20 protein-coding genes are annotated in these 24,950 nt (G+C 57.5%); 6 read left to right on the top strand and 14 right to left on the bottom strand.

The window, feature by feature from the left end; translation table 11 throughout:
• Positions 1 to 26 precede the first annotated feature (26 nt).
• Both VJ369_RS15375 and VJ369_RS15370 read right to left on the bottom strand, forming a co-directional pair.
• The gene (locus tag VJ369_RS15375) at positions 27 to 1,019 is read right to left on the bottom strand and encodes an NAD(P)-dependent oxidoreductase (RefSeq protein ID WP_324092922.1); all 993 of its coding nucleotides are present in this window, start codon (positions 1,017 to 1,019) and stop codon (positions 27 to 29) included.
• A 13-nt stretch (positions 1,020 to 1,032) separates the two neighbouring features.
• The gene (locus tag VJ369_RS15370) at positions 1,033 to 2,130 is read right to left on the bottom strand and encodes an isocitrate/isopropylmalate dehydrogenase family protein (RefSeq protein WP_324092921.1); all 1,098 of its coding nucleotides are present in this window, start codon (positions 2,128 to 2,130) and stop codon (positions 1,033 to 1,035) included.
• A 216-nt stretch (positions 2,131 to 2,346) separates the two neighbouring features.
• Between VJ369_RS15370 and VJ369_RS15365 the strand changes: the two genes are divergently transcribed.
• Positions 2,347 to 2,991: an IclR family transcriptional regulator gene (locus VJ369_RS15365; RefSeq protein WP_324092920.1), complete on the top strand. Its 645-nt coding sequence runs from the start codon at positions 2,347 to 2,349 to the stop codon at positions 2,989 to 2,991.
• A 273-nt stretch (positions 2,992 to 3,264) separates the two neighbouring features.
• Here the strand turns inward: VJ369_RS15365 and VJ369_RS15360 are convergent, their stop codons facing one another.
• The 3 genes from VJ369_RS15360 to VJ369_RS15350 all read right to left on the bottom strand — a co-directional run bounded on the left by VJ369_RS15360 (position 3,265) and on the right by VJ369_RS15350 (position 6,883).
• Positions 3,265 to 4,689 carry a 2-hydroxycarboxylate transporter family protein gene (locus VJ369_RS15360; protein WP_324092919.1) on the bottom strand — a complete coding sequence of 475 codons (1,425 nt, stop codon included), beginning with the start codon at positions 4,687 to 4,689 and terminating at the stop codon, positions 3,265 to 3,267.
• 80 nt (positions 4,690 to 4,769) lie between these two features.
• Entirely contained in the window at positions 4,770 to 5,648 is an 879-nt protein-coding gene (locus tag VJ369_RS15355) for a hydroxymethylglutaryl-CoA lyase (RefSeq protein ID WP_324092918.1), read from the bottom strand.
• Positions 5,645 to 6,883, bottom strand: a complete 1,239-nt coding sequence (locus tag VJ369_RS15350) for a CaiB/BaiF CoA-transferase family protein (RefSeq protein ID WP_324092917.1) — start codon at positions 6,881 to 6,883, stop codon at positions 5,645 to 5,647. Before VJ369_RS15350 ends, VJ369_RS15355 begins: the two co-directional genes overlap by 4 nt.
• 527 nt (positions 6,884 to 7,410) lie before the next feature.
• Here VJ369_RS15350 and VJ369_RS15345 point away from each other — a divergent pair.
• The gene (locus VJ369_RS15345) at positions 7,411 to 9,051 is read left to right on the top strand and encodes an ABC-F family ATP-binding cassette domain-containing protein (RefSeq protein WP_324092916.1); all 1,641 of its coding nucleotides are present in this window, start codon (positions 7,411 to 7,413) and stop codon (positions 9,049 to 9,051) included.
• Between the two features lie 175 nt (positions 9,052 to 9,226).
• Positions 9,227 to 10,324 carry an acyl-CoA desaturase gene (locus tag VJ369_RS15340; RefSeq protein WP_324092915.1) on the top strand — a complete coding sequence of 366 codons (1,098 nt, stop codon included), beginning with the start codon at positions 9,227 to 9,229 and terminating at the stop codon, positions 10,322 to 10,324.
• A gap of 79 nt (positions 10,325 to 10,403) precedes the next feature.
• Here the strand turns inward: VJ369_RS15340 and VJ369_RS15335 are convergent, their stop codons facing one another.
• The 7 genes from VJ369_RS15335 to VJ369_RS15305 form a co-directional block, all read right to left on the bottom strand.
• Positions 10,404 to 10,769: an META domain-containing protein gene (locus VJ369_RS15335; RefSeq protein ID WP_324092914.1), complete on the bottom strand. Its 366-nt coding sequence runs from the start codon at positions 10,767 to 10,769 to the stop codon at positions 10,404 to 10,406.
• Positions 10,770 to 10,880: 111 nt separating this feature from the next.
• The gene (locus VJ369_RS15330) at positions 10,881 to 12,323 is read right to left on the bottom strand and encodes an MFS transporter (RefSeq protein WP_324092913.1); all 1,443 of its coding nucleotides are present in this window, start codon (positions 12,321 to 12,323) and stop codon (positions 10,881 to 10,883) included.
• A 112-nt stretch (positions 12,324 to 12,435) separates the two neighbouring features.
• Positions 12,436 to 13,167, bottom strand: a complete 732-nt coding sequence (locus tag VJ369_RS15325) for a TetR/AcrR family transcriptional regulator (protein ID WP_324092912.1) — start codon at positions 13,165 to 13,167, stop codon at positions 12,436 to 12,438.
• Positions 13,168 to 13,254: 87 nt separating this feature from the next.
• Positions 13,255 to 14,226 carry a hypothetical protein gene (locus VJ369_RS15320; protein WP_324092911.1) on the bottom strand — a complete coding sequence of 324 codons (972 nt, stop codon included), beginning with the start codon at positions 14,224 to 14,226 and terminating at the stop codon, positions 13,255 to 13,257.
• Positions 14,227 to 14,331: 105 nt separating this feature from the next.
• A complete protein-coding gene (locus VJ369_RS15315) occupies positions 14,332 to 15,225 on the bottom strand; it encodes a sugar ABC transporter permease (RefSeq protein ID WP_324092910.1) in 894 nt (297 codons plus the stop codon).
• On the bottom strand, positions 15,225 to 16,805 hold the full coding sequence (locus VJ369_RS15310; protein WP_324092909.1) for an ABC transporter permease subunit: 1,581 nt from the start codon (positions 16,803 to 16,805) through the stop codon (positions 15,225 to 15,227). Before VJ369_RS15310 ends, VJ369_RS15315 begins: the two co-directional genes overlap by 1 nt.
• Before the next feature lie 90 nt (positions 16,806 to 16,895).
• Positions 16,896 to 18,164 (bottom strand): maltose ABC transporter substrate-binding protein, encoded by a 1,269-nt coding sequence (locus VJ369_RS15305; RefSeq protein WP_324092908.1) that lies wholly within the window; start codon positions 18,162 to 18,164, stop codon positions 16,896 to 16,898.
• Between the two features lie 232 nt (positions 18,165 to 18,396).
• Here VJ369_RS15305 and VJ369_RS15300 point away from each other — a divergent pair, with 232 nt between their 5' ends.
• The gene (locus tag VJ369_RS15300) at positions 18,397 to 20,085 is read left to right on the top strand and encodes an alpha-amylase family glycosyl hydrolase (protein WP_324092907.1); all 1,689 of its coding nucleotides are present in this window, start codon (positions 18,397 to 18,399) and stop codon (positions 20,083 to 20,085) included.
• A gap of 82 nt (positions 20,086 to 20,167) precedes the next feature.
• Positions 20,168 to 21,175, top strand: coding sequence for a LacI family DNA-binding transcriptional regulator (locus tag VJ369_RS15295; protein WP_324092906.1), 1,008 nt, complete (start codon positions 20,168 to 20,170; stop codon positions 21,173 to 21,175).
• A 46-nt stretch (positions 21,176 to 21,221) separates the two neighbouring features.
• Here VJ369_RS15295 and VJ369_RS15290 read toward each other — a convergent pair whose 3' ends face one another.
• A complete protein-coding gene (locus VJ369_RS15290; protein WP_324092905.1) occupies positions 21,222 to 22,556 on the bottom strand; it encodes an MFS transporter in 1,335 nt (444 codons plus the stop codon).
• Between the two features lie 241 nt (positions 22,557 to 22,797).
• Here VJ369_RS15290 and VJ369_RS15285 point away from each other — a divergent pair, with 241 nt between their 5' ends.
• Positions 22,798 to 23,490: an IclR family transcriptional regulator gene (locus VJ369_RS15285; protein WP_096256339.1), complete on the top strand. Its 693-nt coding sequence runs from the start codon at positions 22,798 to 22,800 to the stop codon at positions 23,488 to 23,490.
• Between the two features lie 79 nt (positions 23,491 to 23,569).
• On the opposite strand, the gene VJ369_RS15280 is transcribed toward VJ369_RS15285, so the two are convergent.
• A complete protein-coding gene (locus VJ369_RS15280) occupies positions 23,570 to 24,844 on the bottom strand; it encodes an MFS transporter (RefSeq protein WP_324092904.1) in 1,275 nt (424 codons plus the stop codon).
• Between the last annotated feature and the right edge of the window lie 106 nt (positions 24,845 to 24,950).

Raw genomic sequence — 24,950 nt, 5'->3', positions numbered from 1 at the left:
TTCGAGTGCGGGCCGCTGCGCGGAGCCTAGCTCGCGCTTTCCAGGCTCGGTGCACGCTTGGTCTGCGTGATGACCCCGCGTGGGATCTCGCCGCGCAGTACCGCGTGGATGTTTTCCCACACCGTATCAATGCGCCGTTGCACGTTCTCCCAGCCCACCCCGGCCATATGGGGTGTGCAGACGACACTCTCCAATTTCAGCAGTTCGCTGTTCAGGCTCAGCGGCTCGCTTTCGAAGACGTCCAGCCCGGCCCCGGCAATGCGTCCTTCGCGCAAGACCTCGATGAGTGCCTGCTCGTCGATGACCTCGCCGCGTCCAACGTTGACCAGCACACTGCGCTGCTTCATCTTGGACAGCTCGTCACGGCCGATCAGCTGCTTTGAATCGGCGTTCAGCGGAAGGTTCACGCAGACGATGTCGGATTCGCGCATCAGTTCATCGAGCGAAACCTGCTTGGCCGAGATCAGTTCGGAGACGGTCAGCGGAATTTCGGCATTGTCGTAGAAGATCACGTTCGCACCGAAACCGTGATGCACCACCTTGCCGACCCAGCGGCCGATATTTCCCAGCCCCACGATGCCCACGGTCTTGCCGTAGAGCTCCGAGTAGGAGGCTTCTTGAAGATCTTGGCGCCATTTGCCTTCGCCCAGCGCCACCGTGGAGGCCGGGAGCCGGCGCAGCAAGGTGAGGATGAGGGTCACCGCGTGCTCGGCGACCGAGATCGAATGGGTTTTCATCTGCGCCACCGGAATGCCAAGGTCGTTGAGCACCTCTTCGGACAGCTGGCCGTAGCCCGAACTCATGTACTGGATGAACTTCGCCTGGCCTGCGGCGCGGAAAACCGCTTCAGGGATTTCAATGCCCGAGATGATGAAGTCAGCGTCCGCCGCCTCCTGACACATTCTCTGGGCCGAGGTGCCTGCGGGCAGCACGGTCAGCTGGAATTCTGCCGGAGTGGACCGCTCCAGTCCTTCGATGTAGTCCTTCAACGGGTTCAGAAACAGTACTTTGTAGCTCATTTAAGACGCCTTTCTACAAACTCTGGGTGGATAGCGCGGCGGCGGACCTCAGCGACTGGAGCACCGCATCGGTCACCTGTTCGGTGCTTGCGGTGCCACCGATGTCCTTGGTGCGCGGCCCGCTGGCCAGCACTCGCTCCACCGCTTCATTGATCTGGCGTGCGGCCTGCAGGCATTGCGCGTCCTCGCGGTGTTCGCCGAGCCAGTTCAGCATCATCGCGGCGGAGAGCATCATGGCAATCGGGTTGGCGATGCCGGCGCCGGCGATATCCGGTGCACTGCCGTGTGACGGCTGGAAGACCCCGTGCTTCAGGCTCACATCGGCCGAGGGCGCCACGCCCAGTCCACCGACCAGGCCGGCGGCGATCTCCGAGGTAATGTCGCCGAAGATGTTCTCGCTGACAATCACGTCGAAGCGTTCCGGGTCGGTGACCATGTACATGGACCCGGCGTCGATGTAGAACTTATTACTCTCGATATCGGTGTTTTGCGCCGCCACCTCGTCAAAGACCTTTTCCATCAGCACGTTGCTGCGCAGCGCATTGGACTTGTGCAGCAGGGTGACGCGGCCCGGGGTGCCGCGTTTGCGGCGCGCCCGGGCCTCTTCGAAGGCCACGTCGAAGAGTTTCTCGCAGGTGGCGCGGGTGATAGTCATCCGGTCGGTGGCTTGTTCATCACTTGGCTCGTGTTCATCGTGGAGCCCGGCGAACATTCCCTCGGAGGTTTCGCGGATGACCAGCATGTCCACCTTCTCAGCCTTGACCGCGTTGGGGACACCCGCAAAGAGCTTCACCGGCCGCAGGCTCGCGAAGAGTTTGTAATAGGCGCGCATTTCCACCTGGGCGCCGAGCTCCAGGCCGTGCTCGTCGCGCACGTCCGGAAGTCCCATGGCACCAAAAAGCACCGCGTCGGTTTCACCGATCACTTCCATATCCGCCACCGTAATTTTGCGTCCGGTGCGGCGGTAGAGGTCGGCGCTGAAGTCATAGGTGGTGTAGTTCAGCTTCAGGTCGAATTGCTTTTCGCATTCTCCGAGCACCTCGAGTGCTGATGCAACTACCTCGGGGCCGATACCGTCGCCGGGGATCACCGAAATTTCGTACTGCGCCATAACTTTCCTACCTTCGACAAAAATCCCACTGAATGGGATATGCTTGCTATTTATTGGGAATACAATAACAGCAGGTGATAGGAATCACCAGCCCGCGGCGCAAAAATCCTTCTTGATTACACACTGCTATTTCCCATACAGTAGGAATCAATTTCCTCTAAGTGGCAATAACCGCCGACTGACGAGGTATTTCCCTCCAGCGAAAAGGCCAAACACTTGTCCGAAACCACCGCGAACCGCCAACTGGACCGCATCTGCCTGATCCTTGACGCACTGGAATTCGGCGACGCAACGGCCAGCGAATTGGCCCGGCGCACCGGGCTGTCAACATCCACTGCGCATCGCCTGGCGCAGAACCTGGCAGAGTACGATTTCCTGCGCCGTGAATCCTCTGGAAGTTTCAGCCTCGGCCGACGCTTTGTGCGCAGCCGGCTTGAAATCGTAGGGCTCAGCCACCTGACCCACTTGCGCGATACCACCGGCGAGACCGCGCAACTGTGGATCCGCCGCGGCGACTCGCGAGTCTGCGTTGCCTCGGTCGATTCACGGCACGAGCTGAAAGCCACCTTGCCGGTCGGGGCCAGCCTGACGCTTCCCTACGGGTCCAGCGGTCGCCTGCTTGCCTTTGATGCCGCGGCACTCGCTTCGGTAGAGACCACCGGCTGGGTGGAATCGGTGGGACTGCGCACCCCGGGACTGGGCTCGGTCAGCGCGCCGATCACCCAGAAAGACCACGTGGTGGCGTCGATCTGCCTGGCCATGCCGCTCTCGCGCTGCTTGGTCTCCCCTGGTGTGGACCACGGTTCGCTGGTCGCCCACACTGCCGAGCTGATTTCCCAAGCCTTCGCCAACCAGCGCTAGGCAGGCCCGGAGGCCACGGCCGGTCTCGTTGGACCAGCATCCACCACAGTATCGAAGGCGCTCAGAACAATTCCTACCCCCAGCAGGTCCTCGTGCAACCCAGAGTAGTTCCAAGCGTGGGACCTCCATCGGCGAGCTGGGTTTTGGCCCCCAATACAACATCGCAGCCAGCGTCAACTCTGCTCTCCCCTTGGTTAAAACGCAAAAGACGTGTGCCGCCCGCACGGAATCTGTGCGGGCGGCACACGTCTTTTGCTTATGCCAATGCTCGACTTAGCCAATCGCCAAGAATGGCACCAGCATCGAGGTAATGAACAGCACCAGCGCTCCGCCAATGCGATTGGTCAGCGCCGCGAAGGGCATCAAGTGCATTCGGTTGGCCGCGCTCAGCACCGACACATCGCCGGAGCCACCGGTGTCAGCCATGACTAGTCCAGGGGTAATCGACGCCTCGACGAAGTAGAACTTCACCAGCCAACCCAGAAGACCCGAGCTCAAGGTCGCTACGACCACCGTGACCACCGTCAGGAAAATGAAGCGCGGGTTGCTCAGCGAGACGAGCACCTCGGAAATATCGATGTAGCTGATTGAGACGCCAACCAGCAGCGCCGGCACCATGGTGGCCGTGACCAGATCACCCCAGTCGGTGGCTGCATCCTCCACTTCCTTGGGAAGCAGACCGAAGATCTTCACCACAGCCGCAGCAATAATCGTCCAGGCATAAGGGTGCAGGAACTCGGCGAACGAGCCGACCAGCTGGCCGAAGACGAACAGCCCGCCGGCAATAGCCAGCCCCTTGCCCAGGGCGATGAACGATGACACGTCCCGCTTGGGTGGAAGGGTAAGGTCCCCGCGGGTCCCGTTGATTCGCAGCAGCTGGCCATGGCCGTTAAAACCGACAAACAGCTGCTTCTTGCGCTTGCCCAAACCGTTGTAGATGCCGGCGATCAGGATGCAGAAGATATTCGCGACAACGACGGCGCTCATCAGGTCCCCCATGAACGCCGATGAATCCTGTCCGGTTCGCTCGGCATACATTTCGCTCATCGGCAGCGCGCCGAGGCCCAGGCCACCGGCCATGATCGGAGCGGCAATCAGCAAGATCGCTTCGATGAATCCAAAACCGGTGATCATCCCGATCCCGCCGACCACGAGGAACGTGACGATCATGCAGCCTACCAGCGGCACCGCGAACCGCGGCCCGGCTTTGAGCAGCAACGCCCGCGGCATGCCCAGGATGGATCCGGCGATCACCGTAATGACAAAGAAGTCCAGGAAGCCGTGCACGGTGACAAAGTTGGTCACCACGAGGACCAGCTGCTCGGGCAGCAATCCGGCAAAGAGCAGCGTGGCAGGAATGAAGGTGCACAGAATGGTCGGCAGGCCGAAGTCTCGAATGACCGGGACAAGATTGCCGATCCAGATCAGCAGGCCGCCGAAGAGGATCGTGGTGACAAATCCTGCAAGCATCGAATCTGGCAGCGTTCCGGTGAAGGCTGCGATCACTACGACCGCGGCCAGCACCAGGTAGAGCAGAATCGGCAGGCTGGCGATTCGCCCGGTGGGCTTGCGCGGCAAATGCACTGCCCGGGTGGTGCGGTCTGCGGTACGCACGCTCTTGATTTTGTTGAATTCGTGCTTCTCGTCGGAGCTTCCATGCAGCTGCTCGTCCAAGTTCTCATTTTTGATCTGTGACATCGTTGTCTCCCGGTGCTGAGCACGCCAGCCTCGTGGACTACGAGATCGGCGCAAACTCATGATAGAGGAATGGGTTCGGGTTAGTTCTTCAGGCTTGCTTCGTGCTGTAATACCGGCGATTCTGCGATTATGCGTCGGGCCATGTCCGTCGCCTCGGAAAGCGCTTTTTCATCAATTCCGGTTTCGTGACCGGACTGGTGAAGGTAGCTGGCCAGTTCCCCGGTGGACAGGTTTCCCGCCGCTCCCGGTGCGAATGGGCATCCGCCGTAACCGCCAAGTGCCGCGTCAAAACGAGTTATTCCCGCTTCTACGGCCAAACCGACGGTTTCCAATGCCTGCCCGTGCGCGTTGTGCAGGTGCAGGTAGTAGGTCAGGTCCGGTTCGGCATCCTGCACATATTTCACCGAGTCCATGAGCCGTTGCGGTGCGGTGGTCCCCAGGGTGTCCGCCAAGCCGATGTCTCTGATTCCCATGGCCTTGAAGGCTTGAACCAGCGTCAAGAGGTGCTCCGGGGAGATCTCCCCCTCAAAAGGACAGGTGAAAGCGGTGGAGATGCCGGCAAAAAAGCTCACGTCCGAGTACTTGGCCACATCCGCAGCCAGCGAGGCGAGGGCCGCTTCGATTTTTGTCCCCGCGTTGGCATTGCTGTGCGCTTGGCTGGCGGAGGCGACTACCTGGATTTCGGTGACTCCGGCCTCGACGGCACGGGTGATTCCCTTGCCGTTAAGCGCCAGAGCGGTATAGCTCACGCTCGGCTTTGCCACCAGGCCCGCAACGACTTGAACCGCATCGGCCATCTGGGGCACCCGGGCCGGGTTGACGAATGAGGCAACCTCCAGCCGGCGGATGCCGGCATGCATCGTGGCTTCAGCAATTCTCAGCTTGTTTTCCGTCGAAACGATGACCGGTTCATCTTGCAACCCGTCGCGTAAAAAGACGTCGGTGATCTGAATCTTCATGACTGCGATGCCGTTTCTTTCATTGCAGCGATTTGCTGGGCATCAAAGCCTGCAAGTTCGGTGAGCACCTCTTCGGTATGCGCACCCAAGTCCGGCCCGACCCAGTTGACTTGACCCTGATGGCCCGGGATCTTCGGAACGACACCGGGGAATCGAATCAGTTCCGGTTCGTCTTCGATGATTACCTCGTGGGTTTCGATCATGCCTCGAGCAATGTAGTGCTCATCGTCCGCAATGGAAGGGGCATCATAAACAGGCGCGGCGGGAACACCGGCGGATTCAAGCGCATTGAGTACCTGTTCCATGGTCATAGAACCGGTGAAGGCTTCGATAGCTCCGTTGAGTTCTTCTTCACGCGCTCCGCGGGCTTCGGTAGTGAGCAGGCTTTCATCAGCAGCCAGGTCTTCGCGGCCGATGGCATTCATCAGACGCACAAAGACCGAGTTGGAATTGCCGCCGATGACAACCTCCAGTCCGTCGCCGCAGTTGTAGGACCCGGTTGGCACTACCCCTGGCAGCCGTCCGCCGGTACGTTTGCGCACCAATCCGTAGGCATCGTAATCCGGGACGAGGGACTCAAGCAGCGAGAAGACGCCCTCATACAGTGCTACGTCAACAACATTGCTGCTCTGGTTTTGACCGCCCTTCGCCTTGTTGAACATCAGCATGAGTGCGCCGATCACCCCGTAGAGTCCGGCAACCGTATCTCCCAGTGATGCCGCTGCCCGTCCGGCGGGGCGGTCCGGCTCGCCGGTGACGTAGCGCAGCCCGGCGAAGGACTCGGCGGAGCTGCCGAAACCTGCACGGTTCTTGTATGGGCCGGTTTGCCCGTAACCCGAGATCCGCACGATCACCAGGTCCGGGTTGATCTCGGTCAGCACCTCTGGTCCCAGGCCCCACTTTTCCAGTGTGCCGGGACGGAAATTTTCAATCATCACATCGGTGGTTTTGATGATGTTCTTGATGGCTTGAGCGCCCAGTTCGCTGCGCAGATCCAGTTCAACGGATTTCTTGTTGCGGCCTATGGTGCGAAAGAGCATCGAGGTTGCCCCGCGGGTCTTGCGCCAATCGCGCAGTTCGTCACCCTCACCCGGGCGCTCGATCTTGATGACCTCGGCGCCGAAGTCGCCAAAAATTCGGGCGGCAAATGGGGCGGCAACAAAGTTACCCAATTCCAAAACACGGATCCCGGCTAACGGCAGGTTGTTTTCGCCAAGGTTCAGTTGATTATCCACTGGAGCGGCCCTTTTCATTTCAGTCTCTACAAAATCTTCAATATCCCATGCAGTGGGAAGCGCTTCCCCATCAGCGGTAAGACTGTAGCAAGTGAGCCATGACACAGCAAGGGTTGATCTGAATAACTTTGGGCGCACTCCGACCACGCGCGGCCTAATCCACCGATGACCAGCGGATACACCGCGGCGAAAGGCAATGGAAAAATACGTACGAGTGAGACGGGCGGCGGTAGCCGGAAAGAAAGTGCGCACCAACTCCTTGGCCTCACGCAATTCGACATGGAAACGTCCGCAACCTTGGCTGATTCAGCAGGCGAAGGACCAGTATCCCTCGTGCCTCTCGGCCCATTCCGGTCACGGAGCCGATAACGGAGACTGCCTGGGACAGTTCATTGCCCTGCTTTTAATGCTGCATTCCCAGGCATTTCGGACTCCAGACACGCGGCAAGAAGATCTGTTGCAGCATCACACACAGGGCTTAACCGACGAAGCCTAATCGGGGTGCCCGACCGCATAGAATTGAGACTATGACTGCAACGCTGGTGGCCAAGGACCTTTCCGGAGGCCATGCCGATCGAACCCTCTTCTCCAAACTCAGCTTCACCCTCTCTCCGGGGGATGTCTATGGAATCGTCGGTGCCAACGGCGCTGGAAAGACCACGTTGCTTCGTCTCCTCGCAGGCGTTGACGAACCCATGGGCGGCACCGTTTCTACCGCACCTGATGGCGCATTCATCGGCTGGATGCCGCAGGAACACGAACGTATTGAAGGCGAAACTATCGCCGAGTATCTGGCCCGACGCACCGGTTGCGCGCAAGCCACAGCGAGCATGGAAGCGACCGCCGAGGCACTGGGCTCCGGAGATCCGGGCGCAGATGACGCTTACGCATTGGCTTTTGACCATTGGATGGCCTCGGGCGCAATGGACTTGGATGACCGTGCGCCGGAGGTACTGGCGGAACTTGGCTTTGAACTTCCCACCGATTCATTGATGACTGCACTGTCTGGCGGACAGGTGGCGCGTATTGCTCTGGCCGCTCTGCTGCTGAGCCGTTTTGATATCGTCCTGCTTGATGAGCCGACTAATGATCTGGATCTGGCCGGGCTGGAACGACTGGAAACCTTCATCAATTCACTGCGCGCAGGCGTGGTGCTGGTATCTCACGACCGTGAATTCTTGGCTCGTTGTACTACCGGGATTGTGGAGCTGGATCTAGCGCAGAACCAAGTCGCAGTTTACGAAGGCGGCTACGATTCGTATCTTGAAGAGCGGGACATCAACCGTCGCCATGCGCGTGAAGCCTATGACGAGTTTGCGGACAAAAAAGCAGATCTTGTCTCCCGTGCCCGCACCCAGCGTGAGTGGTCTTCCCAAGGCGTTCGCAATGCCATGAAGAAGAACCCAGATAATGACAAGCTGCGCCGTAAAGCATCCAATGAGTCCTCCGAAAAGCAGGCACAGAAGGTCCGCCAGATGGAGTCGCGGATCAAGCGTCTGGACGAGGTCATCGAACCGCGTAAAGAATGGGTATTGCAGTTTGAAATTGCGGCGGCCCCACGTTCTTCCACCGTGGTGTCCACGCTGAACGAAGTGGCCCTTGAGCGCGGCCATTTTAGCTTTGGCCCACTGTCAATCCAGCTGAACGCCGGAGAGCGCATCGGCATCACCGGTCCCAACGGCGCCGGGAAATCGACATTGCTCAACTTGTTGCTGGGTAAGATCACCCCGGATGCGGGAAGCGCTTCGCTGGGTGCCTCGGTGAAGATTGGTGAAATCGATCAGGCCCGCAGCTACCTCCCGGCTGATCTTCCCCTGGGAGAAGCCTTCGAGTTGGAACTGCCGGAAATGACCTCAGCGGATGCCCGGACCTTGCTCGCAAAATTTGGCTTGAAAGCCAACCAAGCCGCTTCGCTAGTCGCTGCGCTCTCCCCGGGTGAACGCACCCGTGCAGGCCTGGCTCTGTTGCAAGCGCGAGGTGTTAACCTGCTGGTCCTTGATGAGCCAACCAACCACCTGGACCTACCGGCAATTGAGCAGCTCGAAGAAGCATTGGAATCCTACGAAGGTGCCTTGCTGCTCGTCACACACGACCGGCGGATGCTAGAAAATGTGCGCCTCGACGCACGCTGGGAAATAACAGATGGCCAATTGATAGTACGGCACTAACTGTTATCTGGCTTGGGCGGAAAATGTTGGGTATCGCGTATTACTCAATATTTCAAATTTTGGCATCTACCGGACAGTCACTTCACAGTTTATCCAAGTAAGCTAAGGATATGGGAGCCGAGTTTTTCAGTTCTTTCGACTGCAAAGTCGACGCCTATCACCCAAGGATGTTTTCTTGAGCAGTAGCTCCGTACTGGACCCCGCAGGCCCGTCGGTCAAACCGGGAGATCCTAAAAGCTTTTTCCACGTTAAGAAGTTGGTCGGCGACGCTGGATTGATCCAACGACGCCGCGGACACTACCTTGGCATAGCCGCCGTGCTGACGGTTCTCCTTGCAGGTACCGTCGCAGGTTTTTTCCTGCTCGGTGATAGCTGGTTCCAGCTACTGATGGCCGGTGCACTGGGCCTTTTGTTGACCCAGTTCGCCTTCTTGGCCCATGAGGCAGCCCATCGGCAGATCCTCGCCTCGCACAAGCGCAACGACAAGCTGGGCCAGTTCTTGGCAAACATCGTTGTCGGCATCAGCTACCAGTGGTGGATGAACAAGCACAATAAGCACCACGCAACCCCGAACACCATTGGCAAGGATCCGGACATCGAGTGGGACACCATCTCGTTCCAGCCTGAGGATGCCAAGCGCCAGCGCGGATTCCTGAAGTGGATCACCGAGCGCCAAGGCTACCTGTTCTTCCCGCTGCTTACCCTTGAAGGCTTGAATCTGCACATGCAGTCAATCAAGTACCTATTCCAGGCCAACCGCGTGAAGAACCGCAAGCGTGAAATGACCGGGATTGCACTGCGTATCGCGCTTTACCTAGCTGCCATCTTCTATTTCCTGCCCGTCGGTATGGCCTTCGCCTTCATCGGCGTACAGCTGGCAGTCTTCGGTGTTTACATGGGCGCTTCGTTCGCACCGAACCATAAGGGCATGCCAATGGTTCCAGAGACTGCCCGGATTGACTTCTTCTCCCGTCAGGTATTGACCGGACGTAATGTCATGGCCAAGTCCAACTGGGGAAACCGCATTCTGTCCCATGTCTACGGCGGGCTGAACTACCAGGTGGAGCACCACTTGTTCCCTTCGATGCCACGTGCCAACTTGGCTGCGGTATCCAAAATCGTTCGCCAGTACTGCGACGAACACCAGGTGCCTTACACCATTGCCAGCGTACGTGAATCCTATTCGCAGGTCGTCACCTACCTGAACAAGGTTGGACTTTCGGCTCGCGATCCATTTGATTGCCCGCTGGTTAGCGGATACCGCATCGTCTAGTTCGAACCACATACTAAAAAGACTTCGCAATGAACCAAAAACAGTTCATTGCGAAGTCTTTTTCGTTTTACCACCCAATCTACATGGTCCGTTTCAACGTCCCAAGCTCTGCATTTTCCGCATCCAATACCAGCATGCTGTCGCCGCTGATTTGCGCGCTAACAGCAGCGGAAAGCCACGGGTCGATTCCAGGACAGTACATCTTGGTGCTGCTTAACTGTTCAAAGTGGATCTCGCCATCTTTGTCAGCCCATTGCCCCGCGATACGGTTGCAGCCGTCGTTGCCCGACACTTTCCCATCTGCTGAAAGTTCAATCCAGGGTTTACCTTGGGCTTGCTCTCCCCACACCCCCTCGGGCGCTGACGCGCCACTAGAAGACGAGGCGCAGGAGGCCAAGGCAAACATAAGAAGTGGGATGGTTAGCACCACAGTAAGACGCTTCATATCTTCAGCGTAGAGCGATCCCAGGAGTCTTCCAACGCATTGGGCAATTTTCGCCGGCACTACCCGGTGCGCCCCAATACTTCACCCAGCTTCAGGGTAGGCCAACTAGCGCTAGCTCAGCGGGACCAGGTCCCGGTGTCCCCTGCGTAGATCAGCAATGGCCACGCACATGGTGATCAGCACCAGCAATGCGATGGCGACAAAGGACAAGCTCATCGCGTTAGTCCAGCCCGAAAGGTGGTTGACTCCGTAAAAGATCGCGGTAATCACCGCAATACCTACCGCCGTTCCAATACGTTGAGAGGTCTGCATCAGCCCACCGGCGCTGCCGGAGTTTTCCACCGGTACCTCCATCAACGTCAGCGTCTGGTTTGGCGAAATAATGAAACCTTGGGCCACCCCGATAAATGACAGTGCCAGCATCATCCACCAGATATTCAACCCAGCGCGTGATTCCAGCTCCACTACGGCCACCGTGGCCAGCAGGCCAAAGAGTGCGCTACCGGTACCGAACACAATCATCTTGCGCCCGATACTCATCACGTAATTTCCCGCCAATTGTGAGCTCACCGCAGAGAGCAGCGCCGCCGGAAGACAGATCAGTCCGGCTTCCAGTGCGCTGAAGTCCAGTGCGCTTTGGACATAGATGGCCACGAGCACCCATACGCTGCTGACACCCATGAAATACAGTCCGGCAATCAGTGAGCCGTTGGTAAAACTGGAAATCTTGAATAGGGCCAGTTCCACCATCGGGGCACGTCCACGCGCCTTATATTTCTTCTCCCAGTAAACCCAGAAAACCAAGATCGCTAGACCCACTACCAGCAGTGCCCACAACGCAGGATTCTCGCGCCCTTGGACGAAAGGAAGCAGGAAGGCCAGCAATCCCACCGCCAGCAGGACCCCTCCCACAGGGTCGAGGTCCAGCTTTCCGGTGCCGCGGATCAACAATGGGCGCGGCAACCATATCAATGCCAGCAGTACCGCAATGATTCCCACCGGAACATTGATCAAAAAGGTCCAACGCCAGCCGGCATCCGGGCCAAGCCAGCCGATCAAGAAACCCCCAAGCACCGGGCCAATAGCCACCGAAACACCGATTACCGTGCCCAGCAGTCCGTAAGCACGTCCGCGCTCATGACCTTTAAAGTGCTGCTGAATCATGCCCATAACCTGCGGGTTCAGCAGGCCAGAACCAAATCCCATAATGAAACGTGCGATATTCAGGCTGGTGGGATCCGGAGCTAGGCCGGCGAAGATTGAGGAGAGGGTAAAGATGATTACTCCGGCCACAAACATCACCCCGCGCCCCAGCACGTCTCCGGCACGTCCGGCGGCAACGAGCACCACGCCGAAGGTCAGCGCGTATCCGGCGAGCACCCACTGCATATCGGCTTCGGTAGCGCCGAGGGTGGACTCAATGGACGGCAGCACCACATTGACGATGCTGACCGAAACCAAGGACATAAACATCGTCGCCAGGAGTACCCCCAGCAAGCGCCATCGTGCCGCGGAGGATAATGGCTCAGGCAGCTTGTGATCGCGCTGTGGCATGGTCCAACTTTCAACTGGTAGGCCGATACCTGACGAACTTTGCAGGAGGTCCAAAATTTATGGCAACAAGTACTCAAGCGTCAAAGGCGAGGAAGTTATTCCCTAGTGACCGTCAGTTTCTCGCGAGAATCGCTTCGATTGCAAGTATCCGCATCTCCACTAGTTCAGCGAAGATCTCGTCGCTGGTCTGTTCGGGAAGCTCAAGCGACGCCCGGCACAGTGGCGCATCCACCTCGGGGTAGTTATCTAGCCAGCGTTCGGCCACGAGTCTGGTGACGGCATCGCGGTATTGCTCCGGAGCGCGGTCATAGGCGTAGTCATATTTCAGTGCGAAGCTGAGCACATCCTGTTCTAAGCAACGTGACAGACTGACAGCATTCTTCAGCGGCAGGCCAATGTCTACAAAAAACTTCAGTAACCGTTCAAGCAATACGGTGTGCCTGGGTCCAATTTCGGCGGTCACCCTTTCTTCCATTCCCACCAAGGTGGCGCGTGGGAACATCCGATAGACCTCGCGTGAGCGGTTGTAGGCTTCGCCCACGGACTCCCGCCAGTTCTCCGGATCAAAGTCGATGAACGGAGCCTTTTCCACAAACTGCGCTACCGCGAGGTTGATAATCTCCTGGCGGTCAGCCACGTAGTTATACAGTGCCCGCGGGGTCACGGAGAACTCTGCTGCCAACCGATGCATAGTCACCGCGGAGAATCCTTCATTTCCAGCGATGTGCAGGGCACGGGCAGCTAGTTCTTCACGGGAAAAAGTCGCCCAATTTGAGTCTTTCCGGGGTCGGCCTCGCCCCCGCTTAGCTGGCGGTGTCGGCGGGAAATTTGGGGCGTCGCTCATAGATCCATTCTAAGCAGTCGGGCAACTATATTCCGGAACCTACTTGGCTGTTCGTCCAACGGTCGATCGTAAGTTTCGATAACAGATCTAATACAGGGCCAGCAGTTTGCGTACCCGCTCGTGCCACAGTCCACCGGCGAGCGCTAAATGCCCGACGGCGAATGCCAGTCCCCCAACCATCCAGGTGTCGATTAATGCTGGTTGGCCTACATTGCCGAAAGCGACAGTTAGTCCGGCGGCAATTACCAGGAGCCCGGCGATAATCAATGCTATTTGGACCCAGAATTTGCGGGTGGGCAGCAGCACGGCCAACAGCCCCAAGACAATCGCGGGTGCAATAATCAGCCAGATGTTACCGGTGCTCTCGTCTAAGGCTGGACGCACCGCCCATACCAGTCCCAAGAGCACCAGCAAGGCACCGGAAATCAACCAGAGCGCTCCAGGATGAGCCATCGAGCCACGCATCATGATCATCGGGGTAAGTACCTGCGCCCAGAGCAACACGGTGATCGGGATGAAATACAGCCCAATGCCTGCGGCACCAAGGAACACCACGAGCGTGAAAAGTATCGCGCCGAGCAGTCCAAGGATCCAGGTGAACTTGTTTTGCGCCCAGAGCCGCAGTGCGCTGAGCAAGACTGGAAGTACCGCAAGCCAGATGATCTGAGCTCCCACCGTGGCTTCCCACGTGGTCAGCATAGTCTCTGCCATCCCTGTGCCAGCTGACTCGGAGGTGGCAATCGGACCGAAGTACAGCACCACTGCGGTCAGCAGAGCGAAGGCAAGAATCGGCCAGCCAAGAATTCGGTTCAAGAATTCTTTGCCACTACGTACCGCTAATGCTTCGGGTTCGGTTCGCCGGAACTTTTCGGCTCGCATGGCTGCGGTACCGAGATGCTCAAATAGCTCTACCTGATTGCGGCCGCGTCCTGGCAGTTGACGGATCTTCGCGTTGGTTTGTTCAATGATCCTGTTTCGCTCTTCAGCGTTCAGGTGTCCCAATTCGAGGCGCAATTGATCCAAGTATTTGCGTGCTGCGCGTGGGAGGCGTGACTTCATGAGGCTTACTTTAGCCGGTGCGCTCCACAGTTTGGCGGATGCCAACGTTGCGTCTGACACGGGGTGTCTGATGGCGTGGTGTCCGCTTTTCCGCTTCAGGAAAAGCTACTTGCCGGCTCCTGCCGTCAGCCCGCCCACAATGTATTTCTGCAAGAACAAGAACAATGCCATGACCGGGATGGCCGCGAGCACCGCTCCAGCGGCAAACACCGACCAGTTTGAGGTGAATTCTTCAGAGACGTAGGAATACAGCCCCACCGCGAGCGTTTGATTCTCCGGGCTGACCAACACCACGGAGGCGATTACGAAGTCGCTGGTAGTGGAGATGAATGACAGCAATCCCACCACTGCAAGGATTGGTGCCACTAGGCGCAGGATCATGGTGAAGAAGATGCGCGCATGCCCAGCCCCATCAATCTTGGCAGCCTCATCAATTTCTATCGGCACAGTATTGAAGAACCCATACATTAAGTAGGTGTTTACACCCAGTGCGCCACCGAGATACACCATGATTAGAGCAATCTGGTTATCGATACCCAGTGCTGGGTACACATCGCCCAGTGTGGTGAGAAGAATGAAGATTGCCACCACTGCCAGCAGCTGCGGGAAAATCTGGACTACCAACAGGGACACCAGTCCAAAGCGGCGGCCCTTAAAGCGCATCCGGCTAAAGCTGTAGGCGGCGAGTGCACCCAGCAGTACGGAGGCGGCCGCGGTAGTTAGTCCGATAAACATCGTGTTAGCAAACCATGCGGCGAAGGGACGCTGTTCGTTGGCGAAGAGCTTCTCATAACTTTCAAAACCGACCGTGCTGAATAATCCGTTGGAGGAAAGCAGCGTGCCGTTGGGATTGAGCGACGCTGAGAGAACATAGAGCAGTGGGAAGGCCGCGTAGATACACAGCGCCACGCCAATGAGGTGGCGCCAGCCGGTTGCCGCAAACCACTGGCCGAAAGTCTTTTTCGGTGCCTTGGATGAGATTGAGGTTGCAGTGCTCATTAGTTCAATTCCTCCAGAGCTTTGGTCTGCTTAAAGCTGATGACTGCGATCAGCGAAACAATCAAGAAGATAATGATGGAGAACGCGCTAGCCAGCCCATAGTCGCGTTGTGAACCAACGAACGCCACCTTGTAGACCATCGAAATGAGGATGTCCGTGGAACCTACGTTCATGGCTCCACCGTCCAAACGTGGTCCGCCCTCGGTAAGCATGTAGATGATGTTGAAGTTGTTGAAGTTGAACGCGAAAGAAGAAATCAGCAGTGGCGCTACAGACACGAGCAACAGTGGCATCTTGATCAATCGGAAGATCTGGAACGGTTTAGCCCCGTCAATCTTCGCCGCCTCGGAGAGCTCATCTGGAATCGATTGCAAGGCGCCAGTGCAGACGAGGAACATATAAGGGAATCCAAGCCAAAGGTTGACCCAGAGCACGGAGAACTTTGCCAGCCACGGGTCGGTGAGCCATGGAATCGAGGCTCCGTTGAAAAGTACCTGATTAACAAAACCGAAGTCTTTGTTCAGCATGCCAGCCCAGACCAGGCCGCCAAGGAATGCAGGGAACGCATATGGCAGGATCGAGATGACTCGGTAAATCTTGCGCCCCTTCATCCGCAGGTCGTTGAACACTATTGCGAGAAATAATCCAAGGAAGAAGGTCGTGGCTACCGAGAGGAAAGCAAAGGCAAAGGTCCATACGGTAACAGAGATCAGCGAACTGCGGATCGACGAGTCGGTGACAGCCCGAGTGAAGTTGTCAAAACCTACGTTGATAGACCAGCCCGGCATCAGCTGCTCACCATCCGGTGCGCTGTAGGCGCCCACCCCGGTGTCGCTATATACCGTGCCGGTGATCGAGTCGGTCATCGTATCGGCGCCCTTGTCGTAGACCAGTGTGGAAGTGTACTGGTAGGCGGTCCGTCCATCAGAGGTGCGAAGCGTTCCCTGGGTCGGGTCTTCACTCATGGGCACCGCTAAGGATGTGACTTCCTGCTGCCGGCCAAGTAAATCAGCGAAGTTCAGTTGCGTGTATTTGCCAAGTTCGGCCGGGTCAATAGGTGCCAGTGGGTCATCGGAGTCCCCCACAAGCTGCTGCCCTTCACGCTCTACCAAGAGCGCAAGCCCGTCGGCACCATCCAGTACAGTCACCGGGTAGCTTGCCGAATCAGGCACCCGTTGCTGATTGGTTTGCAGCAGCGACATAATTGCGTCGTCTTGATCCGAATTATGCCCGGATCCATAGTTGGTAAACGCGATATACCCGGTGTAGCCAATGACAAAAACTTGGAAGATCAACAGGAATACGGCGCCGGGTGCCAGGTACTTAGCCGGAAGCCACCCTCGCTTGAGGTAGATGACGTTAATCAATAGGGTAATGACACCGATGATGCTGGCAATAAGTACCGCGTCTTTGGCTACCGCAAGGAAAATTGCAAAAACTGCGGTGGCATCCAGGACCGCCAGCGCCAGGATCTTGAAGAGCATCGTGCCCAGTCCTCCGCTGAAATGGGGCGAAGTACTTTTCTCCCTCGACGAACGTTCGGGGGCGTCTTCTCGTCGCGCGGTGGTATTGAGATTCATCTACGTGGTCCTTGAACGATTCTGCCAGCGGTTATCGGTGTGGTTAGGCCGGAGCGCAAGTCCAAGACTTGCACCCCGGCCCACGCAGAACTACTTGGAAATTGCTGCTTCGATGTCATCAGCCATCTTGTCCCAGCGCTTGACTGGGTCCTTGGCCTTACCGGAGATGATGTCAGCTTCTGCGACACCCCAGAATTCCCATACCGCAGCCATTTCCGGAACGTTTGGCATCGGAACACCGTTGGCGCCAACTTCACCGAAGGCTGCAACTACTTCGTCAGACTTCGCTGCTTCGAAAGCTGCCTTGTTTGCTGGTGGGCGGTCGCCAACCTTGTATAGTTCGGTCTGCACCGCTTCGGTACCAATGTAGTTGGTCAAAAATTCTGTAGCTGCCAACAGATTCTCGGTCTTCGAAGAAACGAAGAATCCCTGGACTGCTACGAAAGGTTGTGCTGGCTCGCCGCCGGCGCTTGGTATTGGGTCAATGGACAACTCAATCTTGGCTTTTTCGGCCGCCTCAACATTCCAAGGGCCAGTAATCAAGAATGGTGAATCGCCGGAAACAAACTTTTCCTTGGCAATGTCGGAGTCCACCGAGGTTTTCAGCGTTCCTTCTTTGCCCTGCTCAGCCATCCACTGAGCGAATTTCTCGCCGCCTGAATTGTTCAGTTCCAGCTTGCTTGCGTCATAGGCGCCATCGGCATCGGTGCCAAAGACCGGTGCGCCGAACGAGGTCTGGAATGGGTAGAGATGGAATGGATCACCGGTTTCGGAGACCTGCACCAAGAATGGGAAGTCTGCTCCTGACTTTTCACCGGCGGTGATCATGTCGTCAAAGGTTGCAGGTGCTTTGTCGGCCAGTTTGGTGTTGCGCAGCAGTGCCAAGTTCTCGGTGGCGTAAGGGACACCGTAGGCTTTTCCTTCATAGCTCATCGCATTCACGGCAACATCTTGGAAGTCTGCGGCTTTGTCGCCCAGCTCTACCGGCTGAACCACACCGTTATTGACGAGGTTTCCCAACCAGTCGTGGGCTCCGATGGTGATATCAGGACCCTTTCCGGTAGGTACCTGGCGAAGGAAATCTTCTTGAATTTTCGAGAAATCCTTGATCACCAGCTCTACCTTCACACCACTGGCGGCCTGGAAGTCCTTGGCAGCCTGTTTCAGTACTGGCTCACGGTTTGCGTCAACCCATACGGTCAACGATCCGGCTTCGGCTGGCGCTGAGGCAGAAGCCGCTGGTGAGCTGGAAGTGGTGGGTTCGGTTGTGGTGCCGGATCCGCCGCAGGCGGTCAGCGAGAGTGCAGCGATGGCCGTCATGGCCCCGCCGACAATCAGGGAGCGAGCGTTCACCTTCATTGGTGTACCTTTCGTGACAACCTCGGTCCAATGGGCCGGACCGGGCGGATCTGAGCGTCGAAGGGTTTCGACATATATGTAAGCGCTTCCAGAGTGACATAGATCATTGAAGTTGGCAACAGTCGCCAAGGAATCAATCATTCTCAGCTCGGTCTAACGACTTACTTCATGGCAAAGCGTCAAATTACTGGAAGCGTTTACAAACACTTCTCCATCGCCTATCGTTACCGTCATGACTCAAAAGCGCGCGCTCTCGACCACGCCATCAACCGAGCCCGGCTCGGAATGGTGGCGCACCTCGGTGATCTACCAGATCTATCCACGTTCCTTCGCAGACGCCAACGGAGATGGAATCGGAGATTTACAGGGCATTACCTCCCGCCTGGAATCGCTGGCCAAAATGGACATCGACGCAATCTGGCTCTCCCCATTTTTCACCTCACCCCAAAAAGACGGTGGCTACGACGTCTCGAACTATGTAGACGTCGACCCGCTCTTTGGCACACTGGCCGACTACGACGCTATGGTGGCTCGCGCCCATGAGCTCGGATTACGCGTCATCATTGATCTCGTTCCAAACCACTGCTCTGATCAACATCCCTGGTTCCAGGAAGCCCTGAAATCCCCGGCCGGCTCCCCCGAACGCGACCGCTTTATCTTCCGCGACGCCGTAGAAGGAACCGTGCCCAATAACTGGGAATCGGTGTTCGGAGGACCTATGTGGACCCGGACCACCGACGAAGACGGTACCCCCGGCCAGGTGTACCTGCATATCTTTGACTCTTCGCAGCCAGACTTTAACTGGCACAACGAGGAAGTCCGCGCGATGTTCCGCAACGTACTGCGCTTCTGGCTAGATCGCGGCACCGATGGGTTCCGCGTCGACGTTGCCCACGGCATGATCAAGGCCGAGGGGCTGCCCGATTTCGCCCCAGACCCCAAGGGCGCATCCATGGGTGGAACCGAAGAGCTTGCCCCGTGGTGGGGGCAGGATGGCGTGCATGAAATCTACCGCGACTGGCGAACCGTCATGGATGAATACGAAGGCCAGCGTGTGCTCTGTGCCGAAGCCTGGGTTAATCCACTAGATCTGATGGCAAAGTGGGTGCGTGAAGATGAAATGCATCAAGCCTTCAATTTCCCTTATCTCAGCACCGGCTGGGATGCCTCGGCACTACGTGAAGTAATCAATGAGTCAATCTCGGCCTTCGGCGCGGTCGGCGCACCGAGCACCTGGGTATTGTCCAACCACGACGTGGTACGCCATGCCTCACGGTTAGCACTCACCGCAGACAACCCGCAGGGTGAAGGCATTGGTCCGCTGACGCCAAACCATCCGGATCCGGTCACCGGCTTGCGCCGCGCCCGTGCGGCCTCCACGCTCATGCTTGCACTACCCGGTGGTGCTTACCTTTATCAGGGTGAAGAGCTCGGCTTGCCCGAAGCCATGGAGCTACCGGACGAGGCCCGTCAGGACCCGACCTGGTTCCGCACCAATCACGAGCGCTACGGCCGAGACGGCTGCCGAGTGCCGCTTCCTTGGGAAGCGGAGGCCCCGGCCTACGGTTTTAGCACCACCGGAGAAAGCTGGCTGCCCCAGCCCGAGCAATGGGCCGGTTATGCGCGTTCACTGCAGGAAAATGACGCCGACTCAACGCTGCACCTATACCAAGAACTATTGCGTTTGCGCCGCGAACACGCGCTGGGTTCCGGAGACGTACAGTGGTTAGCTAGAAATGATGAAAACCTGCTGACCCTGCAAAATGGCTCGGTTATTATCGTGATGAATTTCTGTGCAGAGCCGATTCATTTGCCGGAAGACCTGGCAAAACTACCGCGTCTGGTCGTCAGTGCCTTACAAAGCTCGGACGAGAGCATACAAGGCGAAAGCGCACTGTGGCTTAACGCAACGCGTAGCTAGCGGACGGTAAGCTCAAAAAGTAGCTGCGGCGCTCATCGAATGGCCGCCGCAGCTACCAGACATACTTCGTGAAAGGGTCATCGTGGCCAGCATCAAAGACGTGGCTGAGGCCGCAGGAGTCTCTATCGCCACCGTCTCCAGGGCTCTCTCGGGTCGCGGAAACGTCTCGGCCAGCACGCTCGCCGCGGTCCGCCGGGCAGCACACGAGCTCGACTACGTGGTTTCCGCCAGCGCCTCAGGTCTGGCCTCGGGCCGAACCCGGAATATCGGCGTGCTGGTACCAATGATTAATCGCTGGTATTACGGCTCGGTGCTTGAAGGCATTAGCGCGGCCCTGATGCGCGAAGGTTATGACACCACCTTGTATCAGCTGAGCAAGGAAGTGGACCAACGCGAAAAGGTATTCTCTGACTTCCTGCTTCGCCAACGTGTAGACGCGGTCATCGCGGTCAACGTGGAGTTAGGCGAGGCGGAGATGAAAGCCCTGCATGCACTGGATAAACCACTGGTAGGAGTAGGCGGTCCATTACCCGGCGCTCCCACCCTTTTCTGGGATGAAGAAGCGGTGGCGGCCTTAGCCACTGAGCACCTCATCGCGCTGGGGCACACACGTATCGCTCACATTGGCGGAAGCCAAGAAACCGATCAGGATTTCCACTTGCCTACCCGCCGCCGCGCCGGGTACGAACGCGCCATGCGTGAAGCTTCACTGCCCGTAGATGACCGTCTCTACCTGGGCGCCGATTTCAGCATGGCCCAGGGCTATCAGGCGGCAAAGCAGTTGCTCGGCCACCCGGTGAACCGTCCCACTGCCATTTTTGCTGCCAGTGATGAAATGGCGATCGGCGCGATGCTCGCCGCCCGGGACTTAGGCCTGCAGCTGCCCCATGATCTTTCGGTGATCGGTATCGATAACCATGAACTTGCAGACATGTTCGGGCTGACCACCATTGAACAGCGGCCCCACCAGCAGGGCGAGACTGCGGTAGCCATGTTGTTGCGCACCATTCGCGGGTTAGAGCCAGCCCAGGGGCATCCCATTGAGCATCGGCTGATTGTGCGTTCATCAACAACGCGCCCACCGGCATAAAGCCAGCGGGCGCGTGATTGATATTCAGTTTTTGTAGACCTGCACGTTAGCGAACGGTGGGCGCTTCTTCATCCTGAACTTCCTCCAGGTGCAAGTTGCGTCCCTGAGTTTCGCCCACCCAGAGCACCGCGGCGACGGAGATGACGGTCAGCACCATAATGTAGATCGCAATGGAACCAGACCATCCGGTGGAGGTCAGCAAGACCTGCGCCACGGTGGCAGCAAAGGCACCGCCGAGAATCGAACCCAGTGCGTAGCCAATCGAGATACCCGAGTAGCGGATACGAGCCGGGAACATCTCGGCGTACATGGCCGACTGTGGACCGTAGGACAACCCCAGGCCAATGGTGAGCACGAAGATACCCACGGTGTAGAGCACGATATTTCCGGTGTCCACCAACATGAACATTGGAATCATCCAGACAAATACAATGCCGTAACCGAGCAAGAAGGTATTCCGGCGTCCCAGCCTGTCCGAGAGCCAGCCACCGACCAGAGTGAAGATCAGCCAGCCGACTGAGCCAACGGTGGTAGCCAGCAAGACTGGAGCCAGTTCCATCTTCAGCACCTTGGTGGTGTAGGAGATGAAGAAGGCGATCACCAGGTAACCGGCGGCGTTGTTCGAAACGAAGATCAAAGCAGCTTGCATCACCGGCTTCAGGTGCCCGGTCATCAGCTCCTTCAGCGGAGTGTGCTCGGCGGCCTTACGCTGAGCCATGGCTTTGAAGACCGGGGATTCTTCCACCGCACGGCGGATCATGTAACCAACCAGGATCAGCACTACCGACAGGAGGAATGGAATACGCCAGCCCCACGATTGGAACTGCTCTGGAGTCATCGAGACACGCAGAATGTAGAGCAAACCAGTTGCCAGGATCATGCCGATAGGCACGCCGATCTGCGGGAAAGCTCCGAAGTAACCGCGGCGGGCCTTCGGTGCGTGCTCCACTGCCATCAGCGCTGCGCCACCCCACTCGCCACCTGCGGAGAAGCCCTGGATCACACGTAGAAGCACCAGCAAGATAGGTGCTCCGATGCCAATTGCGGCGTAGGTTGGCAGCACACCGATCAGCGAGGTGGCCGCTCCCATGAGGATCAAGGTCAGCACCAGAATCTTCTTGCGTCCATAGCGGTCACCTAAGTGTCCTGCCACGATGGCCCCCAAGGGGCGGAAGAAGAAGGAGATGCCAATCATGGCAAAGGACAGGATCTGGGCTACAGCTGGATTTGATTCACCGAGCGGTTCCAGGAACAGCGGGGTCAACAGCGTCGCGGTGAGCTGAGCGAAAATGAAGAAGTCGTACCACTCGATGGTGGTACCTACCAGGGTGCCGGCCAGAACGCGCCGTTCTTCCTGGGTACGTGATGCGGTTGTAGACATGTGCGAGTGTCCTCAGATGAAGATGCGGATAATTACCGACCGTTCGGACGGGTAATAGATACATAGTAAACTAGGAGTGACTGTCCTCACAAGCTGCATTAGTCACACTCCCGTCTAACAGTTCAAAAAAAGAATTCGCTGTTCGGATAAAGAACCCCTAGACTCGAATCAAGTACACCAGCGTCGAGCCTAAGGCTGACTGTGCACCGAAAAAATCGGGGCCAGCGCCGGAATGAAGAAGATGTCGTCCTCGCAAACCCTATCCCGCGGAATTCGAGCCTTAGAGATCGTTGCCGAGTCTCCAGTCAACCTCACCATCGCGGAAATCGCCGAGCGGCTCGACGTCCATCGCTCCATCGCCTACCGGATCCTGCGCACGCTTGAAGAACACCGCCTGCTCAGCCGGGATGAATCCGGCAGGATTCGTTCAGCCTCAGGGCTGGCAGTCCTTGCCCGCTCCGTGCAGCGCGACCTGCAATCTGCCGCGCTGCCCGAGCTCACCAGGCTTGCTAATGAACTATCCATGACGGCGTTCTTGGCCGTCTGGGAACACGATATGTGCACCACCTTGCAGTCAGTTGAACCGGTGCACTCAGGAAGCGCCATTGTGCACCGCCCCGGCTCGGTGCACGGGATGGATATTGGCGCGCCAGGTATCGCCATCCAATCCCAATACACGCGTAGCCAATGGGATGCGATGGAGACCGGCATTGAGTACCGTGAGCCTGCGCGCACCGCACGGATTGAGGGATACTCCACCAGCGAGAACGAAGTGATCCAAGGCGTCACCGCCATAGCGGTACCGATTTCCCACACCGGCCCTACCCCGGCGGCCATCGCCGTCATCTTCGCTACCAGCACCGTCGACACCCGTGAGCACATTATTCGTGCGTTGAAAGAAGCTGCACTGAACGTGGGCGACGAACTCAGCTAAAAACGTGGTCCCCTCAGATTTAAGCACCGCAGGCTCCTTTCCCATAAGGGAAAGGAGCCTGCGACTTAACACTCTGGTGTTAGCGCACGCGTCGCAACGACGGAGCCTTTGCAACGATCAGCTTCATCAGCAGAGCCGCAAGCAGGATGAGGAACGCCGCAGCGGTAGAGACCCAGTAGGCCCCGAGGTAACCGGAAGATTCTGCCAATACTCCGGCCAAACCGTTACCGATTGATGTGCCCACCACGATTCCGGCCGACAGCAGCGTCATCACTGTGGACAGCAGCTTCGGCGGAGCTACCTCGCCACCCAAGGTCATGCCCGTGACGATTACCGGACCGACAGCAAAACCTGCCACAAACAGTGCTAAAAGCATCCACGGCACGGAGCTGGCATAGTGCAATCCAAAGCTGGCAATAGTCAGCGCCACACCGCAGGTGATCCAACGGTTGATCTGGCTAAATCCCTGTGGCCACGAAGCCACGGAAATCGCTGCCAGCGCACTGGAAAGCCCCATTGCGCCATAGAGCAAGCCACCCTGATTGGAGTTACCCAGTGCGCCGGCAAATGCCAGCGTGCCGGCGGCTGATGAGCCAAAGACCGTGCCTAAGCCAATCATGCCAAGTACTAGCGCACCAATAGCGGCCACTTGCGCCTTAGAGACGCGCACCTTTACTTCATGTTCGCCACTGCCATGCGGTTTAACCTCATCGACGGTGCGGTGTTTCGCAAAGGTAGGAACCAGCACCACGGTGAGAACTGCAGCGATCAGCAGCGGCAACGTTGGGTGTACCAGCGAGGCTAATAGACCTACGGCAACCGGTCCGAAGACGAAGCCAAGCTCGTCCAGCATGGATTCCAGGCTCAACGCCGCGGTGAGCACTTTAGGATTTTTTTGCTGCCGGCGCGTCATTGAAATCCAACGCACTCGCGACATCGGTCCGACCTGTGGACCGCTGGCTCCCGCGAGCAAGGAAATCATGACCAGCACACCGACCAGCAAGTTCGAACCGCTATTGCCGTACCACGTCAACAACAGAAGCAAAATGGTATGCAAGATTGATACTGGAATTAGCACCGGACGCTGACCGAAGCGGTCCGCGAGCATTCCGATACTGGGCCCGCCCACGGCAGAACCAAGTCCCACCATGGCCGCACTCAAGCCACCGAGTGCATAGGATCCGGAGCTTGCAGTCACCAAGGTCATCGACCCAATGGTGAGCATTGCCAGGGGCAATCTAGCAAAGAAAGATAGCGGAACGTAGGCCGTTCCAACCATAGGAACCAGTGAAGAGAACCCTGGCTTAGGTTCTAGTTTTTGGTTCGGTTCATTGGACAACATATGTTGAGTCAACAATTCTCCACAGCAAAGCGTGTGTCGTCCCACGCCCCCCGACACACAAAATTTCCCAGACATGCCTGATGGCACTACTTTCAAGATACCAGCGTCTTGGTCAATG

This window comes from Glutamicibacter sp. (genome assembly GCF_035257265.1).
Classification (GTDB): Bacteria; Actinomycetota; Actinomycetes; order Actinomycetales; family Micrococcaceae; genus Glutamicibacter.
This window is presented reverse-complemented; position numbering and strand designations above follow the sequence as displayed.

Bases quoted from the DNA above. Each gene is read 5' to 3' on its own strand.
- VJ369_RS15375 (WP_324092922.1), bottom strand. From the start codon at position 1,019: ATGAGCTACAAAGTACTGTTTCTGAACCCGTTGAAGGACTACATCGAA.
- VJ369_RS15370 (WP_324092921.1), bottom strand. From the start codon at position 2,130: ATGGCGCAGTACGAAATTTCGGTGATCCCCGGCGACGGTATCGGCCCC.
- VJ369_RS15360 (WP_324092919.1), bottom strand. From the start codon at position 4,689: ATGTCACAGATCAAAAATGAGAACTTGGACGAGCAGCTGCATGGAAGC.
- VJ369_RS15355 (WP_324092918.1), bottom strand. From the start codon at position 5,648: ATGAAGATTCAGATCACCGACGTCTTTTTACGCGACGGGTTGCAAGAT.
- VJ369_RS15345 (WP_324092916.1), top strand. From the start codon at position 7,411: ATGACTGCAACGCTGGTGGCCAAGGACCTTTCCGGAGGCCATGCCGAT.
- VJ369_RS15335 (WP_324092914.1), bottom strand. From the start codon at position 10,769: ATGAAGCGTCTTACTGTGGTGCTAACCATCCCACTTCTTATGTTTGCC.
- VJ369_RS15330 (WP_324092913.1), bottom strand. From the start codon at position 12,323: ATGCCACAGCGCGATCACAAGCTGCCTGAGCCATTATCCTCCGCGGCA.
- VJ369_RS15325 (WP_324092912.1), bottom strand. From the start codon at position 13,167: ATGAGCGACGCCCCAAATTTCCCGCCGACACCGCCAGCTAAGCGGGGG.
- VJ369_RS15320 (WP_324092911.1), bottom strand. From the start codon at position 14,226: ATGAAGTCACGCCTCCCACGCGCAGCACGCAAATACTTGGATCAATTG.
- VJ369_RS15315 (WP_324092910.1), bottom strand. From the start codon at position 15,225: ATGAGCACTGCAACCTCAATCTCATCCAAGGCACCGAAAAAGACTTTC.
- VJ369_RS15310 (WP_324092909.1), bottom strand. From the start codon at position 16,805: ATGAATCTCAATACCACCGCGCGACGAGAAGACGCCCCCGAACGTTCG.
- VJ369_RS15305 (WP_324092908.1), bottom strand. From the start codon at position 18,164: ATGAAGGTGAACGCTCGCTCCCTGATTGTCGGCGGGGCCATGACGGCC.
- VJ369_RS15300 (WP_324092907.1), top strand. From the start codon at position 18,397: ATGACTCAAAAGCGCGCGCTCTCGACCACGCCATCAACCGAGCCCGGC.
- VJ369_RS15290 (WP_324092905.1), bottom strand. From the start codon at position 22,556: ATGTCTACAACCGCATCACGTACCCAGGAAGAACGGCGCGTTCTGGCC.
- VJ369_RS15285 (WP_096256339.1), top strand. From the start codon at position 22,798: ATGTCGTCCTCGCAAACCCTATCCCGCGGAATTCGAGCCTTAGAGATC.